The 22,115-nt window shown below is 28.6% G+C and carries 23 protein-coding genes, 12 tRNA genes and 1 riboswitch; of the genes, 31 read left to right on the top strand and 4 right to left on the bottom strand.

Annotated features, from left to right (window positions below; all coding sequences use genetic code 11):
- Positions 1 to 121 precede the first annotated feature (121 nt).
- The 5 genes from I2A75_RS10345 (at position 122) to I2A75_RS10325 (ending at position 3,235) form a co-directional block, all read left to right on the top strand.
- Positions 122 to 562: a hypothetical protein gene (locus I2A75_RS10345; protein ID WP_195264388.1), complete on the top strand. Its 441-nt coding sequence runs from the start codon at positions 122 to 124 to the stop codon at positions 560 to 562.
- Positions 563 to 634: 72 nt separating this feature from the next.
- Positions 635 to 934: a DUF3892 domain-containing protein gene (locus I2A75_RS10340; protein WP_195264387.1), complete on the top strand. Its 300-nt coding sequence runs from the start codon at positions 635 to 637 to the stop codon at positions 932 to 934.
- A 215-nt stretch (positions 935 to 1,149) separates the two neighbouring features.
- Positions 1,150 to 1,317, top strand: coding sequence for a hypothetical protein (locus tag I2A75_RS10335; RefSeq protein WP_207733804.1), 168 nt, complete (start codon positions 1,150 to 1,152; stop codon positions 1,315 to 1,317).
- 615 nt (positions 1,318 to 1,932) lie between these two features.
- A complete protein-coding gene (sfsA, locus tag I2A75_RS10330; RefSeq protein WP_195264386.1) occupies positions 1,933 to 2,628 on the top strand; it encodes a DNA/RNA nuclease SfsA in 696 nt (231 codons plus the stop codon).
- A 103-nt stretch (positions 2,629 to 2,731) separates the two neighbouring features.
- A complete protein-coding gene (locus I2A75_RS10325; RefSeq protein WP_195264385.1) occupies positions 2,732 to 3,235 on the top strand; it encodes an NUDIX domain-containing protein in 504 nt (167 codons plus the stop codon).
- 126 nt (positions 3,236 to 3,361) lie between these two features.
- Here the strand turns inward: I2A75_RS10325 and I2A75_RS10320 are convergent, their stop codons facing one another.
- Positions 3,362 to 3,538: a hypothetical protein gene (locus I2A75_RS10320; RefSeq protein ID WP_195264384.1), complete on the bottom strand. Its 177-nt coding sequence runs from the start codon at positions 3,536 to 3,538 to the stop codon at positions 3,362 to 3,364.
- A gap of 161 nt (positions 3,539 to 3,699) precedes the next feature.
- Here I2A75_RS10320 and I2A75_RS10315 point away from each other — a divergent pair, with 161 nt between their 5' ends.
- The 9 genes from I2A75_RS10315 (at position 3,700) to I2A75_RS10275 (ending at position 13,919) form a co-directional block, all read left to right on the top strand.
- A complete protein-coding gene (locus tag I2A75_RS10315; RefSeq protein ID WP_195264383.1) occupies positions 3,700 to 4,377 on the top strand; it encodes a hydrolase in 678 nt (225 codons plus the stop codon).
- A 73-nt stretch (positions 4,378 to 4,450) separates the two neighbouring features.
- A riboswitch (Lysine riboswitch) is annotated at positions 4,451 to 4,619 on the top strand.
- A 135-nt stretch (positions 4,620 to 4,754) separates the two neighbouring features.
- Positions 4,755 to 6,047, top strand: a complete 1,293-nt coding sequence (lysA, locus tag I2A75_RS10310; RefSeq protein ID WP_195264382.1) for a diaminopimelate decarboxylase — start codon at positions 4,755 to 4,757, stop codon at positions 6,045 to 6,047.
- A 135-nt stretch (positions 6,048 to 6,182) separates the two neighbouring features.
- Complete coding sequence (locus tag I2A75_RS10305; RefSeq protein ID WP_195264381.1) at positions 6,183 to 6,407, top strand: DUF3006 domain-containing protein; 225 nt, start codon at positions 6,183 to 6,185, stop codon at positions 6,405 to 6,407.
- Positions 6,404 to 6,973, top strand: coding sequence for a signal peptidase I (gene lepB, locus I2A75_RS10300; RefSeq protein WP_195264465.1), 570 nt, complete (start codon positions 6,404 to 6,406; stop codon positions 6,971 to 6,973). Before I2A75_RS10305 ends, lepB begins: the two co-directional genes overlap by 4 nt.
- 22 nt (positions 6,974 to 6,995) lie before the next feature.
- Positions 6,996 to 8,915, top strand: coding sequence for an ATP-dependent zinc metalloprotease FtsH (gene ftsH, locus I2A75_RS10295; protein WP_195264380.1), 1,920 nt, complete (start codon positions 6,996 to 6,998; stop codon positions 8,913 to 8,915).
- 98 nt (positions 8,916 to 9,013) lie between these two features.
- Complete coding sequence (locus I2A75_RS10290) at positions 9,014 to 11,113, top strand: AAA family ATPase (protein WP_195264379.1); 2,100 nt, start codon at positions 9,014 to 9,016, stop codon at positions 11,111 to 11,113.
- Positions 11,114 to 11,369: 256 nt separating this feature from the next.
- Complete coding sequence (locus I2A75_RS10285; RefSeq protein WP_195264378.1) at positions 11,370 to 11,846, top strand: hypothetical protein; 477 nt, start codon at positions 11,370 to 11,372, stop codon at positions 11,844 to 11,846.
- Between the two features lie 24 nt (positions 11,847 to 11,870).
- Entirely contained in the window at positions 11,871 to 12,980 is a 1,110-nt protein-coding gene (gene ugpC / locus I2A75_RS10280) for a sn-glycerol-3-phosphate ABC transporter ATP-binding protein UgpC (protein WP_195264377.1), read from the top strand.
- 111 nt (positions 12,981 to 13,091) lie between these two features.
- Complete coding sequence (locus I2A75_RS10275; protein ID WP_195264376.1) at positions 13,092 to 13,919, top strand: hypothetical protein; 828 nt, start codon at positions 13,092 to 13,094, stop codon at positions 13,917 to 13,919.
- A gap of 266 nt (positions 13,920 to 14,185) precedes the next feature.
- Here I2A75_RS10275 and I2A75_RS10270 read toward each other — a convergent pair whose 3' ends face one another.
- A complete protein-coding gene (locus I2A75_RS10270) occupies positions 14,186 to 14,905 on the bottom strand; it encodes a superoxide dismutase (RefSeq protein WP_195264375.1) in 720 nt (239 codons plus the stop codon).
- 114 nt (positions 14,906 to 15,019) lie between these two features.
- On the opposite strand from I2A75_RS10270, the gene I2A75_RS10265 reads away from it, so the two are divergent.
- Complete coding sequence (locus tag I2A75_RS10265; protein WP_195264374.1) at positions 15,020 to 15,319, top strand: thioredoxin family protein; 300 nt, start codon at positions 15,020 to 15,022, stop codon at positions 15,317 to 15,319.
- Between the two features lie 47 nt (positions 15,320 to 15,366).
- On the opposite strand, the gene I2A75_RS10260 is transcribed toward I2A75_RS10265, so the two are convergent.
- Complete coding sequence (locus I2A75_RS10260; protein ID WP_195264373.1) at positions 15,367 to 15,627, bottom strand: Vpu; 261 nt, start codon at positions 15,625 to 15,627, stop codon at positions 15,367 to 15,369.
- A 160-nt stretch (positions 15,628 to 15,787) separates the two neighbouring features.
- Here I2A75_RS10260 and I2A75_RS10255 point away from each other — a divergent pair, with 160 nt between their 5' ends.
- Positions 15,788 to 17,290: an ABC transporter substrate-binding protein gene (locus I2A75_RS10255; RefSeq protein ID WP_195264372.1), complete on the top strand. Its 1,503-nt coding sequence runs from the start codon at positions 15,788 to 15,790 to the stop codon at positions 17,288 to 17,290.
- A 41-nt stretch (positions 17,291 to 17,331) separates the two neighbouring features.
- Here I2A75_RS10255 and I2A75_RS10250 read toward each other — a convergent pair whose 3' ends face one another.
- Positions 17,332 to 18,873, bottom strand: a complete 1,542-nt coding sequence (locus I2A75_RS10250; RefSeq protein ID WP_243242145.1) for a hypothetical protein — start codon at positions 18,871 to 18,873, stop codon at positions 17,332 to 17,334.
- A 124-nt stretch (positions 18,874 to 18,997) separates the two neighbouring features.
- On the opposite strand from I2A75_RS10250, the gene rph reads away from it, so the two are divergent.
- The 15 genes from rph to I2A75_RS10175 all read left to right on the top strand — a co-directional run bounded on the left by rph (position 18,998) and on the right by I2A75_RS10175 (position 22,113).
- Positions 18,998 to 19,744, top strand: a complete 747-nt coding sequence (gene rph / locus I2A75_RS10245) for a ribonuclease PH (protein WP_195264370.1) — start codon at positions 18,998 to 19,000, stop codon at positions 19,742 to 19,744.
- A gap of 4 nt (positions 19,745 to 19,748) precedes the next feature.
- Positions 19,749 to 20,360: an XTP/dITP diphosphatase gene (locus tag I2A75_RS10240; RefSeq protein WP_195264369.1), complete on the top strand. Its 612-nt coding sequence runs from the start codon at positions 19,749 to 19,751 to the stop codon at positions 20,358 to 20,360.
- 9 nt (positions 20,361 to 20,369) lie between these two features.
- Complete coding sequence (locus I2A75_RS10235) at positions 20,370 to 20,849, top strand: metallophosphoesterase (RefSeq protein ID WP_195264368.1); 480 nt, start codon at positions 20,370 to 20,372, stop codon at positions 20,847 to 20,849.
- 155 nt (positions 20,850 to 21,004) lie between these two features.
- Positions 21,005 to 21,080, top strand: a tRNA-Pro gene (locus tag I2A75_RS10230).
- Positions 21,081 to 21,096: 16 nt separating this feature from the next.
- Positions 21,097 to 21,170, top strand: a tRNA-Gly gene (locus I2A75_RS10225).
- A 74-nt stretch (positions 21,171 to 21,244) separates the two neighbouring features.
- Positions 21,245 to 21,321 (top strand) — tRNA-Arg (locus tag I2A75_RS10220).
- A gap of 7 nt (positions 21,322 to 21,328) precedes the next feature.
- A tRNA-Pro gene (locus I2A75_RS10215) sits at positions 21,329 to 21,404 on the top strand.
- A 15-nt stretch (positions 21,405 to 21,419) separates the two neighbouring features.
- Positions 21,420 to 21,493: transfer RNA gene (locus I2A75_RS10210), tRNA-Gly, on the top strand.
- Between the two features lie 27 nt (positions 21,494 to 21,520).
- Positions 21,521 to 21,597 (top strand) — tRNA-Arg (locus I2A75_RS10205).
- A gap of 5 nt (positions 21,598 to 21,602) precedes the next feature.
- Positions 21,603 to 21,678, top strand: a tRNA-Lys gene (locus I2A75_RS10200).
- 5 nt (positions 21,679 to 21,683) lie between these two features.
- Positions 21,684 to 21,759: transfer RNA gene (locus I2A75_RS10195), tRNA-His, on the top strand.
- A gap of 5 nt (positions 21,760 to 21,764) precedes the next feature.
- Positions 21,765 to 21,839: transfer RNA gene (locus I2A75_RS10190), tRNA-Gln, on the top strand.
- Positions 21,840 to 21,843: 4 nt separating this feature from the next.
- Positions 21,844 to 21,919 (top strand) — tRNA-Lys (locus tag I2A75_RS10185).
- An 8-nt stretch (positions 21,920 to 21,927) separates the two neighbouring features.
- Positions 21,928 to 22,011, top strand: a tRNA-Leu gene (locus I2A75_RS10180).
- Between the two features lie 27 nt (positions 22,012 to 22,038).
- Positions 22,039 to 22,113 (top strand) — tRNA-Gly (locus tag I2A75_RS10175).
- The last annotated feature ends 2 nt before the right edge of the window (positions 22,114 to 22,115 follow it).

Raw genomic sequence — 22,115 nt, 5'->3', positions numbered from 1 at the left:
AGGGAAGAAGGTATGTACATATTTTAAATAATGGGTTTTAAATATATTAGATATTATATATAATTTAATAAAGGATAATTTTATTAAATAAGGAATTATATTGTAAGGAGGGATTGATAAGATGTTTTTGAAGGAGTTAAATAAAGAAGAATCTATAGCTTTTATAAACTTAGTTTCTATTTTTGCTGATGTAGATAATAAATTTGCTAAAGAAGAAAAAGTTCTGTTAAAAGAGTATAAGGAAGAATTAGGATTAAGTGATTCGGAAGTGCATCATATGGGATATGATGAAGTTTTAGAAATAATAAGAAAATCTAATGATAGGGCAAAAGCAATTGTATATTTTGAATTAGTTGGACTAGCATTGGTTGATGGGGAGTATGAAGATGAAGAGGTAGATTTCTTAGAAAATCTAGCTTCAGTATTAAGTATTTCTAGATCAAAGAAGATTGCGATTGCAAATTACTTTTATAACTTTAAAGAAGTATACAATTTTACTACTGTAGATGCAGATAATAATATAGAATTACTTAAGGAACAAGCAGAAAGCATTTTAAAATAAAAATGCAAGTAGATTTGTATTAAAGAATTTCTAATGGATAAAATAACACTATAACCAAATGGAGGTGTTATTATGAATGAAGAAAATGATGGAATGATTGGAAGACTACCTATAAATATAAATAAAGAAGTACCAACACCAAATAATGATGCAGAGTCAATAAAGGCCTTAATTAAGAAGTCTGGAGAAGTAGTAGGATATGAACTTTCAAATGGCGAAAGAGTATCAAAAGAAGAAGGCGTTAAAATGGCTAAGAATGGTCAAATATCTGGAGTTGCAGTTGGAGTTTCAAAGAAAGGTGAAGAATATTTAAGAAGTCTTCCAGACCAAAATGAAAATAATAATTTAAGTTCGCTACCAACTGTAGAGTAATTTAAAGTAAGATATAAAAATTTTTTATATCTTACTTTATTCTTATACAGTTAATAGATAAGAGTTTTTAATATTAAAAATGAATATTAGGTTACTTATTCACAAAGAGTTTACTTTTTTGCCAACATAGTTTTATTGAAAACAATATATTAATTATGTAGAATTAAATTGATTAAGGAAAGTAATTAATTATAGGGGAGAAAATAAATAAAATTATGGTTATTTTTTTATTAATAGCATCAGTATTTGCATCATATAAATTAGCGGAAGAAAAAGGCCAAAATAAATTAATTTGGGCTATAATAACAGCATTAGTTGGACCATTTGTATTAGCTATTCAGTATTTGATGTCATACTATAAAAATAGTTATTCTACAAAATAGATAATTTAAATTATAAAAGCAATAGGTTAAATAAGAATGACAGTAGGAAGAAGTGTTTTATACAAATCTACCTACTGTCATTTTATTATAAAGCTATTTTCATTAAATAAAATTATAAAAATAGTATAATCTTTTACATTAGTATAAAAGATAGAAATATATAATATACGGTATTAAAAAGATTAAAGGAATATTTATTGTGTAAATAAACATTAACAAGTGGAAAAGTGTTAAAACTGTGGAAAGTTATCCACAAAATGTGGACAACTTGGAAAAACTGTTGAAAACTTTTTAAAAAGGTATTGACACAATATATATGGAAAGAATATACGTTTGTAACAATATGATGATTTTTGATGAAGAACACTAATATATGTAGGAGAATGTAACAGTTAATAATTTTATAATTTGGGTAACAAAATATAGTTATGCACAGTTTGTACAAAATGTGGATAAAAACTGTGGATAATGTTACAATAATACTATAAATATAGGAAAAATAAGAGCTTTAATAATTTTACCTGTGGACAACTTATGATTTTAGAAGTGCTGTGGATAAAATATATGAAAAAAAATGTTGAAATTACATTTGTGATTTTGTTTAAGGAGAAAAATATGAAATATAATAAGAATATATATGAAGCAATATTTAAAAGTAGGCCTAATAGGTTTAATGCAAATGTCATATTAAATGGAGAGGAAATAGTAGTTCATGTTCCAAATACAGGAAGATGCAGAGAAATCTTAAAAGAAGGAACAAAAGTATTTTTAAGAGAAGAATTAAATCCTAGTAGGAAAACAAAATATGATTTAATTGCAGCAATGAAAGGGGATATATTAATTAGTATAGATTCTCAGATACCTAATAAGGTTGTTGATGAGGCTTTAAATAATAAAAAGATTGATACTTTACATAAATATACTAAAATTAATAGAGAAAAAACTTTTGGTAAAAGTAGATTTGACTTTAAGTTATCCACAAAATATGATAGTGAAGTATATTATTTAGAAGTGAAAGGAGTAACCTTAGAGGATAACGGACATTGTAGATTTCCAGATGCTCCTACAGAGAGAGGTGCAAGGCATATATTAGAGCTAATAGAAGCAAAAAAACAAGGATTTGGAGCAGGAATTTTATTTTTAATTCAATTAGATAATGTTAATACTTTTTCGCCTAACGATATAACTGATTTGGAATTTGGAAATGCATTAAGATTAGCAAAAGAAAATAATGTTGATATAATGGCATATAACTGTAAGGTTGAAAAAGATGGAATTGAAATATATAAAAAAGTTGATATAATATTATAATTACTATATAAGATATAAGATATAAGATATAAGTTTAAAGAAAGATTATATATTTGAGTTGTTATTTAGAAAAATAGTTATTTAGTTAAATAAGAGGTGTATTATGAAGTACAAATTTTGTCCTTTATGCGGTAGAGGATTAGAAGAAAAGTATAGTTGGGATGAAGGCGGTGTACCGTATTGTTCTCATGACGATGTGATGTTTTTTGATACTCCAAAGCCATGTATAATGGTGGCAATAATTAAGAATGATGAAATATTATTATTGAAGCAAAGTTATATATACAAAAATTCTAAGGTATTGTTAACGGGATATGTAGATAATAATGAAACAGCAGAAGAAGCAGTTTATAGGGAAGTAAAAGAAGAGGCTGGAATTGATATAAATAATATTACATATATGGGTTCTGATTATGTAAAAGATAAGGAAATTTTAATGATAACATTCATGGCAGATTTTGTTTCAGGTGAAATTAATAAATCCGATGAAGTAGAAGGTATGGGTTGGAGTAAGCTAGCAGATGCATTAGAGGAAATGAAAGAGGATATAATTGGTACAAGGGTTGTAAAAAAGGTCTTGGAGATAAGAGAAGCTAAAAGTATATAAATGATTATATAAATAGTAGAGCCTTTGGAATAGCTGTAGAAGGAAATTAAAGCAAATCGAGGCGTTTAAAAAACAGTAAATAGATTTATGTATAAATCTATTTACTGTTTTTTAATTACATAATGCTTAATAATCAGATTCATATATTTTAACAGATAAAGTTCTATCATTATAATTTATTTCAGCCTTATTTATCATAATTCCAACTAAAGAAAGCTCTCCATATAATTCACATTCTCCATCTAAGCTATAATACAGAAAAGTTTCTTTTTTATATTTTGAATAAATATAAACATTTTTCAAAATTATTATTTATGTTAAAAATTAAAATAAATATATTGATAAAAATGAATTAATCTAATAAAATTATTTAGTTATATGTATCTTAATATATATTTGAGGTAGTATAATATAATTATAGCTTAAAAAAATTAGAGTTAAATATAAAATAGGAGGAGTTTGGTATGGATGGGAAGAAAATTAAACAAGTACCAGAGATAAAAGGATTATTAAGAAGTCATGTTATAGAAGTACCTTCTTGTATAAGAGATTGTAGTGGAATAAAAATATTTGGAAAAAGAATAAAGTCATTATTATTTACTACAGATGTTGCCATAATAAGAAATACCAATGCTGATGCTATAATAGCAGTATATCCCTTTACTCCTCAACCACTTATAACACAAGCCTTAGTTATGGCAGCAGATGTACCTGTATTTTGTGGTGTAGGTGGCGGAATAACTCAAGGGAAAAGAGTAGTTAATTTGGCTTTAGATGCAGAATTTAAAGGTGCAATGGGAGTAGTTGTAAATGCTCCTACAGCAAATGAAATTATAGAAAAAATACGAGAAACTATAGATATTCCTGTAATTGTAACTGTAGTTTCTGAATGTGAAAATGTTGCTGAAAGGATTGGATCTGGGGCAACAATATTAAATGTTTCTGGAGGTAAGAATACACCTAACATTGTGAGGAAAATAAGAGAGCAATTTCCTACATTCCCGATAATTGCAACTGGTGGACCGACAGAAGAAACTATAATGAGAACTATAGAGGCTGGGGCAAATGCAATAACATATACTCCACCACCATCTGGCGATGTGATGGGAAGCCTAATGGATAAATATAGAGATCAAAATTAAAATTAATAATTTATAAATTCATAAAGTTGTAGAATAATATAACAAAAGATGTATAATAATATATATGGCTAATTATCAGGGTAGAGGTGCTGTTATTAATAGTATTTATAATGAGCTTTGCAAAGTGATGATTTATAAAGAAAGGATTAATAGCCGAAGAAATAGATTATTGCAAGAATCTATTTTTGGTTGTACATATAACATGTGTGCAACTGTCACGAAAGTGGAGAGCTACAGGCAATAATTATAAATTATTAATTTTATTATTATATGCTAAATATTTTATAGCTTTAATTTCACTTAAGGAAATCTGCCACTATGGATAACCATAGTGGTTTTATTTTATAATTAATGAAAGTATATTTGGAGGAGATTATATGAGATTATTTGGGGCAAGCAAAATAGAAGAAAATGATTTAGTAATTGGGGGCGTAAAGGCAAGGGATTTAGTAAAAGATTATGGAACACCGTTGTATGTAATGGATGAACAACTTTTAATAGATAATTGTAGGGATTATATAAAATATTTTAAGGTTAATTCTGAGAATAATAGAGTAGCTTTTGCAGGAAAATCATTTTTGACATTAGAAATGTGCAGGCTTATAGATCAAGAAGGGCTTTATTTAGACGTTGTTTCTGGGGGTGAACTATATACAGCATATAGGGCTAACTTTCCTATGGAGAAGATATATTTTCATGGGAACAATAAGACTTTAGAAGAAATAGAGCTTGGAATTAAATTGGGAGTAGGAAGGTTTATAGTAGATAATCTATGGGAAATGGCAAAGATAAATGAAATATCCGAAAGGTATAATAAGATTCAAAAGATTTATTTAAGACTTACACCAGGAATAGAAGCTCATACTCATGACTATATTAAAACTGGACAGATAGATTCAAAGTTTGGATTTGCACCAGTAGGTAATATAATAATGGATGCTGTAAAGAAAGCTTTAGAATTACAAAATATAGAATTAGTAGGGCTTCATTGTCATATAGGATCACAAATTTTTGAGACTGAGCCATTTGGTGATGCATCAGAAGTGATGATAAATTTTATAAATACTATAAGACAAGAAACAGGTTATATGATTGAAGAATTAGATTTAGGTGGAGGATTTGGAATTTATTATTCAGAAGGCGATAAGCCAAAAGAAACAAAAGAATATTGTGATACTATATTAAATAGAGTTAATGAAGTGTGCAGTAAATTATCACTTAAAAAACCTATTTTGACAATAGAACCAGGAAGATCAATTGTAGCTAATGCAGGAACAACTTTATATAATATAGGATCAATTAAGGAAATACCAGGAGTAAGGAAATATTTAGCTGTAGATGGTGGCATGACAGATAATATAAGACCTGCTTTATATGAAGCAAAATATGAGGCTATAGTAGCTAATAAAGCAAGTGAAAGTATGGAGGATAAAGTTACGGTAGCTGGTAAGTGTTGTGAATCTGGAGATATTTTATTACAAGATATAAACCTTCAAGAAGCAGAAAGTGGAGATATACTTGCAGTTCTATCAACTGGAGCATATGGATTTTCTATGGCTAGTGGATATAATAAAAATTTAAGACCAGCAGTTGTATTTGTAAGAAATGGTGAAGCAAAAGTTGTATGTAAAAGACAAAATTATGAAGAATTATTAATTAATGAAGTATAATATTAGTATAAATAATAGGGTAAATGAAAATCATTTACCCTATTTTTAATAATATATATTCTATTTAAATTTTCAACAAATATGATATACTAGAATATAAGCTAAAAAAGCGAGGTGAGTAATAACAGGAGCATTATGGAGAAAAAGGAATATATAGTTGATAGAATTGAGAGCGATTATGTTGTGTTAGAGATAGAATATGATAATTTAATTAATGTCAAAAAAAGTGATATAATAGGAAGTGTAAAAGAAGGGGATATTTTAATTAAAAAAGATAACTTCTATTTTATAGATGAAAAAGCTACTAAATTAAGACGTGAAAGTATTAATACTATGATGAAAGGATTATGGGAAGAATGAGTGAGAGTAATAATATAAATGAAGGAATTGATATAGAAGAAGGTAAGAAAGATAGTGATTCTAAAAAAAATTTTATTAGTGAATGGGGAATTCCAATAGTTTCAGCTATAATATTAGCTTTTCTTATAAATAAATTTCTATTATTTAAAGTTTTAATTCCATCAGAATCAATGGTACCTACATTGAATGTTGGAGATAGACTTTTTGTTACACGAGTATATAATTTAGAAAAGCTTAAACGAGGGGATATTATAGTATTCAACTCAGAAGAGCTTCAAGAGTCATTAATAAAAAGGTTAATAGGATTACCAGGAGATAAAATAAAAATAGAAAATGGTAAGGTATTTGTAAATGGAGAAGAGTTACAAGAAGATTATATAGGTGCTGAAGACAATTTTAATGGAGAGTATGAAGTACCCGAAGGAAAATACTTCTTCTTAGGAGATAACAGACTTTGGTCAAAAGACTCTAGGTACTGGATTAATCCATATATTGATGGAGAAGATATAAGTGGCAAAGCTCAAATAAAAGTGTATCCTTTTGATCAAATTGGTAAAATAAAATAGATATACAAGGAAAGGAAGAGCAATGGAAAATAAGAATACAGAAGAAAATAATAACAATAATAAAAAGCAGCATACATTATTCTATGCAGTAATGGCATTTCTGTTTTTATACGCATTCACTTCGACTAAAAATCTTATGACAACTCGAGAAATAAGTTATAATGAATTTTTAAATATGGTAGAAAATAAGCAAGTAGAAAGTGTTGTAATTTCATCTACAGAAATAAAAATACTGCCTAAAAGTGATGAAAATACTAAAGAAACAGGAAAATTATTATATACTGGCAATGTTGATGATCCTAATTTAATAAATATTTTAAATGAATCTGGAGTAGAGTTTAAAGGTGAGCCTGTACAAAATAATTTTATAGTAGACTTTATTCTAAATTGGATAGTAATGCCGATAATACTTTTCTTTATATTTAGATTTATAGCTGGAAGAATTGGTAGAAAAATGGGATCATCTCCTATGATGGGGATGGGAATGGGAAAAAGTAATGCAAAAATCTATAAAGAAAATGATATAAAAATAACTTTTGATGATGTGGCAGGGCAAGATGAAGCTAAAGAATCATTAAAAGAGATAATAGATTATTTAAATAATGCTAGTAAGTACACAGAAATAGGTGCTAAACTTCCTAAAGGAGCTCTTTTAGTTGGTCCTCCAGGAACGGGAAAGACATTATTAGCAAAAGCAGTAGCGGGCGAAGCAAATGTTCCATTTTTATCAATATCAGGATCAAACTTTGTAGAGATGTTTGCGGGAATGGGAGCAGCGAAAGTAAGGGATCTTTTCCAAGAAGCAGAAAAGAATGCTCCGTGTATCATATTTATAGATGAGGTAGATTCTATAGGTAAAAGTAGAGATTCTCAAATTCAAACAAATGATGAAAGAGAACAAACACTAAATCAATTATTAACGCAAATGGATGGATTTGATTCAACTAAAGCAATAGTTGTTTTAGCAGCTACAAATAGACCAGAAATATTAGATAAGGCGTTATTAAGACCAGGAAGATTTGATAGAAGAGTAATAGTAGATAGACCGGATTTAAAAGGAAGAATAGATATACTAAAAGTTCACTCTAAAGGAGTAAAACTTGGAGATGATGTAGACTTACAAGAAATTGCAAAAAGCACTCCTGGAGCAGTAGGAGCAGATCTTGCTAATATAGTAAATGAAGCAGCTTTAAGAGCTGTAAAGCATGGTAGAGAATTTGTAATGCAAGAAGATTTAAGAGAAGCTGTAGAAGTTATAATAGCAGGTAAAGAAAAGAAAGATAGAATTCTATCTCCTATGGAAAAGAGAGTAGTGGCATTCCATGAAGTAGGTCATGCGCTTGTTGCTGCATTATTAGAAAAAACAGATCCAGTTCATAAGATAACTATTGTTCCTAGAACGATGGGAGCATTAGGATACACAATGCAATTACCAGAAGAAGAAAAATACTTAGTATCAAGAGATGAATTAACAAGTCAAATAATGGTTATGCTAGGTGGTAGATCTGCTGAAGAAGAAGTATTTAATTTAGTTTCAACAGGAGCTTCAAATGATATAGAGAGAGCTACACAAACTGCTAGAAGTATGGTTACTATTTATGGAATGACAGATAAATTTGATATGATGGCCTTAGAATCTGTTCAAAATAGATATCTAGATGGAAGAGCAGTAAGAGAATGTAGTGATGAAACTTCAACTTTAGTAGATGAAGAAATACTAAGAATAATAAAAACTTGTCATGAAAATACTAGAAAGTTATTAAAGGAAAATAGAGATTTACTTGATAAAATTTCAGAGTATCTATTAGAAAAAGAAACTATATTTGGTGACGAATTTATGGAATTTGTTTATGATAAGTATCCAGAATTAAGAGATAAGAAAAAGAAAAAAGTTGAAGATTCAAATGAAGTTATAGACGTAGAAGAGATTACAGAAGTTTAAAATAACGTAAAATGGATAAATTAATGAAAGGGTGTACAGGATTTGTTGTTACACTCTTTCTTAATAATATAAATTTAAAATCAAAGGGGGATCAGCTCTTGGATAAAATAGAATTATTAAAAGAAGAGGATAACTTAAAAAATACATTAAATATTCTTAGTGAAGAAACTTTAAAATATATAGAGAAGAGAAAAAGTATTTCAGAATATATACTTGATTATAGAAAAAAATATATCGAAGAATATAGAGATGATGAAGATAAGTTAATGGAGTATTTTGATCACGAAAGATATATTAAAGAAGAATCATACAAAATGATAGATAAAAAACTAGGAGAATTTGTTAAACTTAAAGAGTCACCATACTTTGGAAAAGTTGGGTTTATAGATGATGGATATTCTGAAGAGTTATATATAGGTAGATATGGATTAACTCCAGAAGGAAGTTATGATCCTGTAATAGTGGATTGGAGAGCACCAGTTGCATCTTTATTTTATAAAGGAATGATTGGAGAAACTAGCTATAAAAGCCCACAAGGAGAAATTCCAGTAGATATATTATCAAGAAGACAATTAATTGTAAAAAGGGCTAAATTAGAGGGGTATTTTGATTCTGATATAAATATACAAGATGAGATATTACAAATGGTTCTGTCATCAAATTCAGGAGAAAAACTTAAAGATATTGTAAATACGATACAAAAAGAACAAGATGAAATAATAAGAGCTGATAGAAACAAAGCTGTGGTTGTAAATGGAGTTGCAGGTTCAGGAAAAACTACTATAGCTCTTCATAGAATTGCATATCTTTTATATAATTTTAGGGAGCAATTAACAGATAAAGTTCTTATTTTGGGACCAAATGACATATTCATGGATTATATTTCAGAGGTATTACCTAATTTAGGCGAAACAGCAGTTATTAACGAAACATTTTTATCTTTCGCATATAAAGAAATAGGATTAAATGAACCTGTAAGAGATATAACATCTTATTTAGAACAAGTATTAAAAGGTAATGAAGAAATAATTGAAGATATAAGATATAAGTCATCAAATAGATTCATAGAAGCTCTTAATAAAAAAATAGAAGATATTGAAGAAAATTATTTTGAAATAGATACAGTAAGATTTTTAGATGAAGAAATAGTTTCTATAGATGAAATAGAAGAGCTTTTTGAGAAGCATTATAAATATATGCCTATATTTAGACGAAGTCAAAAAATAAAGAGAATATTATTTTCAAAGATAAAAGATAAGAGAGACGAAAAAGTAAGAGAAATCAATTTAAAGGCACAAGAAGAAAAATCAAAGCTATCTGCTGAAGAGTTAGTAATTGAAGAAAATAATATTGAATTCAGAAGAAGAATTGCGATAAGAGATATAGTAAGAGAAGTTATGAAATCTAAGGCTGAAATAGAAAATTGGATAGAAAATGAAAGCATTATAGATATATATAAAGGATTTTTAAATATCGAAACTCTTTCATATTTAGATTTAGCTGGTATCTTATATTTAATGATAAAATTAGATGGGAAAAAATCTTATACTGAAATAAAACATATAGTTATTGATGAAGCTCAGGATTATAATATGCTACAGTTCCTAGTTTTAAAAGAGTTAACAGGATGTAGGAGTTATACTATCGTTGGAGATTCAAATCAAAGACTTATGAAAGCGGAAGAAGTACCTGCTATGCTTAAATTAAAAGAAGTCTTTGGTGGATTTTTTAGTTTGTTTGAATTAAAGAAGAGCTATAGATCAACTTATCAAATAATGGAATATGCAAGTAAGCTTTTAGATGAAAATGCAGTTGTTCCATTTGTAAGAAAAGGTGAGTTTGATGTATTAGAAACAACAGTTTCAAAAGATGATGAAGAAGATTTAATAGATGTAGTATTAAATTTATTAGAGGATTATCAAGAAGAAAAATATGAAAATATAGCAATAATAACAAAAGGAAAAGAAGAATTAAACCTTATATCTCCAGAACTTAAAAAGTATACAAGTATATTGGCATTCAATGGTGGAGATGTAGTGTATAAGGGTGGAAAGGTATTAATACCATCTTATTATGCTAAGGGGTTAGAATTTGATGCTGTAATAATTGTTGATTTTGATGAAAATACCGACAATTTAATTAAATATATAATGTGTACTAGGGCATTGCATAGATTATCAGTTGTTAAGGTAAGATAAGTCTTATAAAAGTGTTAGATATTTAAATTAGAAAAGTATATATAAAGATAGTTCGAAAAATATAGTAAGTTTCTGCTTACTATATTTTTTTATTCAAAATTATTTTATTTGTGAAATATCACAATATATTTAATTTTTTATTAGTCATAATTTAAGAAAAATATGTATTAAGGATAATAATATTGAAATAAATAAAAAAGATATTATAATAAAACCATAAACCTTTGTAAACGATATTCAATAAGGGGGTTGAGGTATGGAGTGCTTTTATGAACAGTTTCAAACTAAAGATTATGGAAGTTTAGAAAAGATATTAAATATTTTATCTAAGGTTTCGTTAATTTTTGCAATATTGTTTGCAGCAATGTTGAATTTGGTGTTTGCAGTAGTTTTTGGGCTAATATACTTAGGAGTCTTCATTTTGTCTAGGAAGCTTATAGTTGAATATGAATATGAGCTTACAGGAGATGAATTAGTAATATTCAAGATAATGAATAAGAGTAAAAGAACAGAAATAGGAAGTTTTAATATTAGAGAAATATCAAGTGTTAAAAGTTCAGAAAGAATGGACAAGAGTAACAGTAAAATTGTTAAAGCTTATTTAGAAGAGTCTGGATTAAAAAACATGGTTTATATGGCAAAAACATCTAAAGGTGTTGTAGGATTTCAATTGGCTATGGATGAAAACTTAACAAATTTAATTAAAAGAGTTAATCCATTAGCGTTTTATTAATATATAAATTTGGAGGAGAAGATTATGGCAGGTTTAAGTTTGAAAAATATTCAAAAAGTATATGAAAATGGATTTAAGGCAGTTCAAGATTTCAATTTAGATATTGAGGACAGAGAATTTATAGTTTTCGTTGGACCATCAGGATGTGGTAAGTCAACTACACTAAGAATGATTGCTGGATTAGAAGAAATATCTGGAGGAGAATTATACATAGATGATAAGTTAGTTAATGATGTAGCTCCAAAAGACAGAGATATAGCGATGGTTTTCCAAAACTATGCATTATATCCTCATATGACAGTATATGAAAATATGGCGTTTGGATTAAAGCTTAGAAAGTTACCAAAGCAAGAAATAGATACTAAAGTTAGAGAAGCAGCAAAGATACTAGATATAGAACATCTTTTAGATAGAAAGCCAAAGGCTTTATCAGGTGGACAAAGACAAAGAGTTGCTATGGGAAGAGCTATAGTTAGAAGTCCTAAAGTATTCTTAATGGACGAGCCTTTATCAAACCTTGATGCTAAATTAAGAGTTCAAATGAGAATAGAAATTTCAAAGTTATATAATAAATTAAATACTACATTTATATATGTAACACATGACCAAACAGAAGCAATGACTTTAGGAACAAGAATAGTTGTTATGAAGGATGGAGTTATCCAACAAGTTGCTTCACCAACTGAAATATATAACCATCCAGCAAATCTTTTCGTTGCAGGATTTATAGGAAGTCCTCAAATGAATATGACATACGGACAAAACCTTGTTAAGGATGGCAAAAACTATGTTAAAGTATTTGATAAATTAATCGAGATTCCAACTGAAAAGGCTAAGATAGTAAAAGAAAAGAATGCTGAAAACTTAGAAGTTATAGTTGGTGTAAGACCAGAGAATATATATCATTCAAAGGAAGAGCTAGCAGCTGAAGGAGTTGTTACTTTCAAAGGAGAAGTTGATTTAAAAGAAAACTTAGGTGCAGAAACATATATTCACGTTAAAAAGGATGGAGCAAACTTTATAATTAAATCTAGAACAGGTGTTGATTATAAGATTGGAGATTCAATAGAATTTGGATTTGATTCCAATAAAATTCATTTATTTGATAAAGAAGAGCAAAATACAATATTCTAGTATAAATTAGTAAATTTAAAATATAATATAGTAATTAAAGATAACAGGCTTAAGGATAATAAAATCCTTAAGCCTGTTAAATAATTTATAAAGATAAATGGGAGGAGTCTAGTGAAGATAATAAAATTAATAGTCTCAATAATTATCATTATAATTATATTAACTACTATATATAGTTTATCTATTATGAACATAAAAAATACTAGTATTTTTTCTTGGAGTACTAAAGTAATAAAAAATAATGATTTAGGCAATATGTATAAGGTTATTAATGATCTAAATATATCTACAGTTTATCAAAACTTATCAGGATTAACAGTTGATGAAATTAGTGGATTTATAGAAAATATTAAATCTAATACTCAAGCAGAGGTATACTTTTTAACTGGAGATGCAAATTGGTATAAAGATGTAAATAAGTTTATTAAAAGAATAGAATTTATAAATGATTATAATGAAAAAGTTGATAATGATTTAAAGATTAAAGCAATAGTGCTAGATGTAGAACCTTGGACATTAGATGAAGGATGGGATGAAGATGAATATATAAAGATGCTTCATAAGTCATATTCATATTGTAAGAAGTCTGATTTAGAATTAATCAATGTTATACCATACTGGTTAGAAAAAGATATTATAGAACAAATAATAATTAATTCGGATGAAATAGCTGTAATGAATTATAATATAGAAAAGCCGGTGAAAAATATAAAAGATGAAGTTAACTTAAGTAAAATGTATAATAAGAAGATTAATATAATAGCAGAAACACAAGCACCGAATGATAAATATGGTGTTACAGATAATACTACTTATTATTACAAAGGATATGATGCATTAAAGAGTGATTGGAGAAAAATAAAAAAAGAGTATAAATATAAAGGAATATCATTTTCATACCATGATTATAGTAATGTTTTAAAGTTTATATATAAATAATAAAGTAAAAGAGATTGATATACGATTAAGAGTGAAAAATTTAAAAGGGGCTAGGGAAACGCGAGCCCCTTTTAAGTTGTTGATTTTACTGACTTAGACGAGTTTTTCGTTGTTTTTTTTATTAACTTTTTTATCCTTTCGCTAATTCACTTTTGCATAAATAAGCTTACATGAATTATAATATTAATTATCTATTATCAACTATTAATTAAAAAGAAGTTGTTGCACTAAATAATTAGTGAATAGTCTCTTTTTAATCTATGAATTTATTTATTATTAGTATAATTTTTTTCAGCTTGCTCCCAGTTAACTACATTCCACCAATTATCTATGTATTCAGCACGTCTATTTTGATATTTAAGATAATATGCATGTTCCCAAACATCTATTCCTATAATAGGAGTTAAACATGAAGATATAGGACTATCTTGGTTTGCAGTAGATAGAATTGACAACTTACCATCTTTATCAGATACTAACCATGCCCAGCCAGATCCAAATCTACCTAACGCAGCTTCTTTAAATTTAGTTTTAAAATTATCATAAGATTCAAAGTCTCTATTAATTGCATTTAATAAGTCTCCTTTAGGATTTTGATTTTTAGTAGGAGACATTATAGACCAAAAGAATTCATGATTATATACTCCACCTGCGTTATTTTTAACAGCTTCTCTAATATCATCTGGTACTGATTCTAAATCCTCTAGCAATCCTTCTAATCCTTTAGAGTACAATTCAGGATATTTAGAAATGGCTTTATTAAGATTATCAACATAAGCTTTTTCATGTTTATCATGATGAAGCATCATAGTTTCTTTATCAATATAAGGCTCTAATGCGTCATAAGCATATGGTAATGGTTTAAGTTCAAATTGAGCATCACCTAAATTATTACTTTTTACTAAAGATGCAGGAATTAATGTTATAAAGGAAATAATGGATAGAGTTACTAAAAGTAATAAACTATATTTATTTTTTGTTTTCATAATTATTCACCTCATGTTCTAGTATTGCCTAAAGTGATAATTTTATAAATGAAATGAGTAAGTGATATAATAAATATATTAAAGGTTAGCATTTAAATTGAAGTAGGAGGAATTATGGAAGCGTTAATAATGAACAATCCAATAAGTATTGTATATTTTAGTGGATCAACTTGTGGGGCTTGTGATGCAATAAAAGAAAAAATTTTATATATTATTAAGGATTATAATGAAATTAAATTTCTTGAGATTAATGCAATAGAAAATAAGGTGTTAGCATCTCAATATGATATATTTTCTTTGCCTATTTTATTGCTATTTATTAATGGGAAAGAAACACTAAGGTTTGGAAGATACTTTGATATATTAGAATTTAAGAATTCAATAAATAGATATTATAATTTAATTTATAAATAAAGATAGAGAAGGCTAAATACCTTCCCTATCTTTATTTTGCTAAATTTCTAATTTTCATCTTCATCAATTAAATCATCAAGGCTAAGCAATTCCTCTTCTGAATTTTCATTAAGTGAGCTATTATTCTTATAAGTAATTTGATTAATAGCTTGATATATTTTTTCTAAAAGATAATTTTGTATTCTTCTAGCCTTATATGTTTTATTAAAAATAATAAAACTCCATATTCCTATGATAGAAAAAGTTATCATAAATAAAGCACCAATGCTATAAAAAACTATTTGAAAAATTTGAACAGCTAAATCCATATAAATATTACCTCCAAATTTTATATAAAAATATTATAGCATACAAATTAATATAGTTTAGAACAAATTCGAATAAATGTATAAAATTTCATATTAATGTTTACTATTAACCTTAGATGTCTATAATTTAGAAAGATACTAATCATAAGGAGAAGCATATATGAAGAAAGTAATATTATTAGTGGCAACAACTGCATTATTAATAGGGTTTTTGTTAGGATTTATAGAAGTGGTGAATCAAGAGACAGCTCAAAACAAAGAAATATTTACATATTCAGTATCTACTGTGCCAACAGATTTTAAATCTGTAGGAAGTTTAGATAAGAGAATACAAGATATAGTATGTGCAACTAGTAGGGGATTAGTTGAATTAGATGATTCTAAAAATATAGTTCCTTCCTTATCAGAAAGTGTTGAGGTAAGGGATAATGGATTAGAATATGATTTTAAGATAAGGTCAGATATTTATTGGAGTGATGGAACTAAGATAACACCTAAAGATATAGTGACTTTTTTTAGGGAGATATTAACAGAAGAAGAAGAGGAGAATATAGGTGCTTTATTAAATGTATATGGAGCAAAAGCGTTTAGGGATGGAACAGGATCTTTTACAGAAAATGTAGGGATAACTTCAGGAGATAGTAATGTTATTTTTAGATTAAACTCAAAAGATGATAAATTTATTGAAGAATTAACAACACCTCAATATAGGCTTAGAAAGAACGTTTTATTATGGGAAAATATAAGACAAAATTATGGTGAGTTAATTTATTCAGGATACTATAGTATTTCAGATATGACTATTGATGAATTGACCCTTAATAGAAATAGCGGTACAAATACAGATATGGTTGCAACAATTAAGATAGTTGCAGATGAAGGTGAAGAATTAGCTATGGCAGCTTTTGAAATTGGGGGAAGAGATATAGTTATAAATCCACCTAAGAGCCAATTAAGTAGATTAAGTAGTGAGGATAGATTAATAACATTAGAATCAAATAAAGCTATGTATTTAACATTTAATCCTAATAGTGACTCTATACCAATAGAGGGGAAAAAAGATATATATGGATTATTAAATAAATCTATAGGACAGTATCAATTGGAAAATAGTATGTTCATAGAATTAGCTGAAGGAAGTTATTTCAGAGAAGATAAAGGGGACTTAGCTAAGCTTCAAGCTAGAAAAGTTATGAGTAATAATACTGTTGAATGGAATAAACCAGATGAAATTTCATTAGTTGCCGAAGAAGGCACTCAAAATAAGGAAATTTGTGAATATATATCAAACTGGTTTTCAAACAATACAGATATGTATTTAAGTTATAAATTAATTACGAAAGATGAAATGAATTCTATTAAAGATGTTAACTATTATGATATAGCATTAATTCATGGTGATTCAAATTTTTCAGGAGATAGTTCTATATACAACGCATTAGTAAATTTTCTTCCAGATAAGTATAAAAATCAATTGTTATTAGCAAAAACAGAAGGCGAGAGAGTAGAATTATTTTCAAAATTAGAAGATGATTTATTTAACACATATCAAGTTTTACCATTAGCTTTTTATAATGATAATATAGCTATAAATAGTAAAATAAAAAATATGCTATTAGATGGTAATGGAAATATAGATTACAGTAAAATAGAAAAATCATAAAGACTGGGCTTTGCCCAGTCTTTATGATTTAGTTTGATTATTTAATTCTCGCTTTGATCATTAGAAGGATCTAATAACTCTTTATTTTCAACTTCTACAAACTCTTCATCTTCAACTTCTGATATATCTTTTTTTGATAGATTGTCTTCATCATTTTCATCTTCTATAATAGGATTATTGGAATCATTTCTATAAGAAGATTCATGGTCGAGTATGTTTACTTCACGCATAAAGTCATCTTTAAATAGGAAAATTATTAATTGATATATATACATGTTTTTAAAGCTGTCAAAAGATGATCCTGATGGTGAAAATGAATCTCTTTTTTTAGAGTAAGAAATACTTTTGTTAAAAATTGGAGCTATACCTAAGCTTGTAGGTGTTGAAGTTGTAGGCATTCTAAAAAAGTTTTCTTCTAACATATCAGCTGAATTTAAGGTTAATCCTTTATATCTCTCTGCATCATCTAGAGTAGGAGCTTCAGGCCAAGCGGTAATTAAACCAGAATTTATAAAATATTTTCTGTATAATGATGAAATCATATTTCTATACTCATTATATTTATTGAATTCCTTTGAATACATAACAATAGCTAAGAAATAGAAGACAATATCAAAACATGAATATTTCAAATCCTTTTTACCAGAAAGCTTAAGAAAAACTTCCTTTTCATCATCATATAAAGACACTAATTTATTAATAATTTCTTTGGCTTTTTCATTAAATGTAATCATTTGAGTATGTTTAAATGACAACATTAAGTTTATTGAGAATAGGCATGTAAAATCTAGAGAGTCAATATAATAGTCCTTTTCATCAAATTTATTAATAAGAAAATCTGTTAAATCTATTATTAAAACTTGAGCATCAGAATTTTTTGAATGACTATAAAAAATATTTATTGCAGTAAGGATTTTACATATTTCTTCAAATGAACATTCATATATTTTCTCTTTAAACTCATTAAGCATTTCTAGTATTTCGAGTGAAAACTTATTATAGTCTTCTGAAATTTCATCTTCTGGATATAATATTGAATATAAGTTATAAGCAACCATCATAAAGGCTTGATCAGAAAATTTAAATTTATTATTTTTATCTGTAAGGTTAAATCCTTTATGGTTATTCTCAGAAAGATTTTTTTTCTCGGTGAAAATTCCTTCATTGTTTCTTAAGTTCACTGAATAAAAATCAAGTTGTTCCCTAGATAACTTTTTATATATTTTAGAGTAAGAGTATAATTTTTCATCGGCATCTTTAAATCTTGAGTAATAAGTAGTTAAATCAAGTATGCTTGTAGTCATTAATGCATTAGTTATTGGAGAAATATCCTTTTTAAAGGAAGATTCATCAAATCCATTGTAATTTTTACTATGAATATAGTTTGGAGAAGATTTCCTATATATACATAGTAGTGGAGAAAAGTTACCAGATGTGGTAATATCAATGGAGGATGATGTTTTTTTATAATTTTTAACTGAATCAACTAATCCACATTTTGACTCAAGAACTAACGTCCTTATGGCCTCCTTAGACAAGTGAAAAAGTTGGCCGTTAATTTCTTTTTGAGATAGTTTATTCATTCTAAAAAATGGTCCTATATATCGCAATTTCTTCACCTCTTCATTAATCCTTATATTAATAATATGAGGATAATGCTAAAATAGTGCATAAATTTTAATAATATTAAGAATTGGAGGTAAAATCATGAGAATAGATGGAAGAAAAAATGAACAAGTAAGAACGACTAAGATAACTAGAGGATATACAAAGTATGCAGAGGGATCTGTATTAATAGAAGTTGGTGATACAAAAGTTATTTGTACAGCATCTATAGAAGATAAGGTTCCACCATTTTTAAAAGGTCAAGGTGAAGGATGGATAACAGCTGAATATAATATGCTTCCAAGATCAACTGGTACAAGAAAAGTTAGAGATATAGCTAGATTAAAGGTTGATGGAAGAACTATGGAGATACAAAGGTTAATAGGAAGAGCTTTAAGATCAGTAATGGATTTAAAAGCACTTGGTGAAAAAACAATATGGATAGATTGCGATGTTATACAAGCAGATGGCGGAACAAGAACTACATCTATTACAGGGGCGTTTGTAGCTTTAGTAGATGCTGTAAATAAACTACATAAGGAAAAGCCTTTTGAAGTTTATCCAATAAGAAAGTTTGTAAGTGCAACTAGTGTTGGTATATTAAACGACGAAAAGATTTTAGATTTATGTTATGAAGAGGATTCTAACGCTAAGGTAGATATGAATGTTATTGCTACGGATGAAGGTGAATTTATAGAAATTCAAGGAACTGGAGAAGAATCACCATTTAGTAGAGCTGACTTAAATGACTTATTAGACTTAGCTCAAAAAGGTATAAAACAAATGGTACAAATACAAAAGGATGCTTTAAAGATGGATGCGCTTTGGATAGGTACTGGAGGAAAATAATGATATGAAAAAGCTAATAATAGCAAGTAATAATCAAGGGAAGATAATTGAGATAAAGAAGGTTCTAGAAGGTATGCCTATTAATGTTTTTTCATTAAAAGATATCGGGTTAGATATAGATGTTGAAGAAGATGGAATAACATTTGAAGAAAATGCAAAAAAGAAAAGTGAAGAGATATATAAAGAGTTGATAAAAAGAGGGGAAAGTAATTTTATAGTAATGTCAGATGATTCCGGTTTAGAAGTTGAATATTTAAATGGTGAACCAGGAGTATATTCAGCAAGATATGCTGGAGAGCACGGAAATGATAAGAAAAATAATGAAAAATTACTTAGTAATTTAAAGGGCGTTAGTTATGATAATAGAAATGCTAGATTTATTTGTCAATTAGCATTAATAAATGATAAAAATATATATAAATCAGTAACAGGAACTGTAAATGGCTATATATTAGAAGAAGAAAGAGGCTGTGATGGATTTGGATATGATCCACTATTCCTATATGAACCTTTTAATAAGACTTTTGCAGAGCTTACAATGGAAGAAAAAAATAATATATCTCATAGAGGAATTGCGCTTAAGAAAATAAGTGCAGTTATAAAGGAGTTTCTATAGGAGGAAATTATGAAGATTGCTGTATTAAGTGATTCTCATTATGAAGCTTCATCTATAAATGCTATAAAAAAATATTTATCAGACGTAGATATCATATTACATTGTGGAGATGGAGCTCCAGATACAAAAATGTTATTAAATGATTTTAATGGTGAAGTATATGCAGTTAAAGGGAATTGTGATATTTCCACTGAGTATCCTATTGAAAGAATAGTAGACATAATGGGATTAAAGATATATATGACTCATGGGCATATGTATAATGTAAAGAATGAATACAATACTATATTCTATAAGGGTAAAGAAGTCGGAGCGGATATAGTGCTTTTTGGGCATTCTCATAAAGCTTTAATAAATGAACATGATGGATTAACTATGATGAACCCTGGGAGCATAACATTACCTTATGGAAGAGCGAAGAAGACATTAGGATTTATAGAAATATTAGAAAATAAAAAGACTAATATATATTTAAAAGAAATAGAATAATATTTTTTTGCAATCCGTTATTAATTTACAATATTATTAAATATCTAGTTAAATCTCCAAAATTCTCTTATATAGATTATTTTTTAAAAAATGTATTGACGGATTGCTAATCCTATTGTAGAATAAACATTGTCGCTGAGAGATATTAAAGATATCGGGGTGTGGCGCAGATGGGAGCGCGCGTGGTTTGGGACCATGAGGTCGCAGGTTCAATCCCTGTCACCCCGACCACTTTTAAAATAAATATGCGGGTGTAGCTCAATGGTAGAGCCCTTGCCTTCCAAGCAAGTTACGTGAGTTCGATTCTCATCACCCGCTCCATAAAAGTGGTTAAAAAATATGTTGACAAGTGACAAAGAATGATATAAAATAATTTATGTTCTTTACAAGAATAAGCGTGTTTAGCTCAGCTGGATAGAGCAACGCCCTTCTAAGGCGTGGGCCAGGAGTTCGAATCTCTTAACACGCACCATCAACACCGGGGTGTGGCGCAGATGGGAGCGCGCGTGGTTTGGGACCATGAGGTCGCAGGTTCAATCCCTGTCACCCCGACCACTTAAAATTTAATATGCGGGTGTAGCTCAATGGTAGAGCCCTTGCCTTCCAAGCAAGTTACGTGAGTTCGATTCTCATCACCCGCTCCATTAAACATAATATAATAATGGTAATATGCGTGTTTAGCTCAGCTGGATAGAGCAACGCCCTTCTAAGGCGTGGGCCAGGAGTTCGAATCTCTTAACACGCACCAGATATGCGTTATTAGCTCAGTTGGTAGAGCACCTGACTCTTAATCAGGGTGTCCCGGGTTCGATCCCCTGATAACGCACCATTGTGGTGAACGTAGTTCAGTTGGTAGAGCGCCAGTTTGTGGCACTGGTTGTCGTGGGTTCGAGTCCCATCGTTCACCCCATACGCTGGGATATCGCCAAGCGGTAAGGCACCGCACTTTGACTGCGGTATTCGTAGGTTCAAATCCTGCTATCCCAGCCAACTTGGTTTACTAGCTCAATCGGTAGAGCACTTGACTTTTAATCAAGGTGTACCGGGTTCGATTCCCGGGTAAGCCACCAATATATATGCAGATGTGGCGGAATTGGCAGACGCACTAGACTTAGGATCTAGCGCCATTGGCGTGGGGGTTCGACTCCCTTCATCTGCACCATATATATTGAATCAATAATAAAAATAAGCGGAAGTGGCTCAATGGTAGAGCGTCACCTTGCCAAGGTGAATGTTGCGGGTTCGAGTCCCGTCTTTCGCTCCATA

It is taken from the genome of Clostridium sp. 1001275B_160808_H3 (genome assembly GCF_015550425.1).
Taxonomy (GTDB): Bacteria; Bacillota; Clostridia; order Clostridiales; family Clostridiaceae; genus Clostridium.
Note: the sequence above shows the minus strand (reverse complement) of the source record. Positions and strands in the feature narration are given on the sequence as shown.

Bases quoted from the DNA above. Each gene is read 5' to 3' on its own strand.
- I2A75_RS10255 (WP_195264372.1), top strand. From the start codon at position 15,788: ATGAAGAAAGTAATATTATTAGTGGCAACAACTGCATTATTAATAGGG.
- sfsA (WP_195264386.1), top strand. From the start codon at position 1,933: ATGAAATATAATAAGAATATATATGAAGCAATATTTAAAAGTAGGCCT.
- I2A75_RS10250 (WP_243242145.1), bottom strand. From the start codon at position 18,873: ATGAATAAACTATCTCAAAAAGAAATTAACGGCCAACTTTTTCACTTG.
- I2A75_RS10265 (WP_195264374.1), top strand. From the start codon at position 15,020: ATGGAAGCGTTAATAATGAACAATCCAATAAGTATTGTATATTTTAGT.
- I2A75_RS10340 (WP_195264387.1), top strand. From the start codon at position 635: ATGAATGAAGAAAATGATGGAATGATTGGAAGACTACCTATAAATATA.
- lepB (WP_195264465.1), top strand. From the start codon at position 6,404: ATGAGTGAGAGTAATAATATAAATGAAGGAATTGATATAGAAGAAGGT.
- I2A75_RS10315 (WP_195264383.1), top strand. From the start codon at position 3,700: ATGGATGGGAAGAAAATTAAACAAGTACCAGAGATAAAAGGATTATTA.
- I2A75_RS10285 (WP_195264378.1), top strand. From the start codon at position 11,370: ATGGAGTGCTTTTATGAACAGTTTCAAACTAAAGATTATGGAAGTTTA.
- ugpC (WP_195264377.1), top strand. From the start codon at position 11,871: ATGGCAGGTTTAAGTTTGAAAAATATTCAAAAAGTATATGAAAATGGA.
- I2A75_RS10240 (WP_195264369.1), top strand. From the start codon at position 19,749: ATGAAAAAGCTAATAATAGCAAGTAATAATCAAGGGAAGATAATTGAG.
- I2A75_RS10260 (WP_195264373.1), bottom strand. From the start codon at position 15,627: ATGGATTTAGCTGTTCAAATTTTTCAAATAGTTTTTTATAGCATTGGT.
- I2A75_RS10335 (WP_207733804.1), top strand. From the start codon at position 1,150: ATGGTTATTTTTTTATTAATAGCATCAGTATTTGCATCATATAAATTA.
- I2A75_RS10270 (WP_195264375.1), bottom strand. From the start codon at position 14,905: ATGAAAACAAAAAATAAATATAGTTTATTACTTTTAGTAACTCTATCC.
- I2A75_RS10345 (WP_195264388.1), top strand. From the start codon at position 122: ATGTTTTTGAAGGAGTTAAATAAAGAAGAATCTATAGCTTTTATAAAC.
- lysA (WP_195264382.1), top strand. From the start codon at position 4,755: ATGAGATTATTTGGGGCAAGCAAAATAGAAGAAAATGATTTAGTAATT.
- I2A75_RS10325 (WP_195264385.1), top strand. From the start codon at position 2,732: ATGAAGTACAAATTTTGTCCTTTATGCGGTAGAGGATTAGAAGAAAAG.
- I2A75_RS10305 (WP_195264381.1), top strand. From the start codon at position 6,183: ATGGAGAAAAAGGAATATATAGTTGATAGAATTGAGAGCGATTATGTT.
- rph (WP_195264370.1), top strand. From the start codon at position 18,998: ATGAGAATAGATGGAAGAAAAAATGAACAAGTAAGAACGACTAAGATA.
- ftsH (WP_195264380.1), top strand. From the start codon at position 6,996: ATGGAAAATAAGAATACAGAAGAAAATAATAACAATAATAAAAAGCAG.
- I2A75_RS10235 (WP_195264368.1), top strand. From the start codon at position 20,370: ATGAAGATTGCTGTATTAAGTGATTCTCATTATGAAGCTTCATCTATA.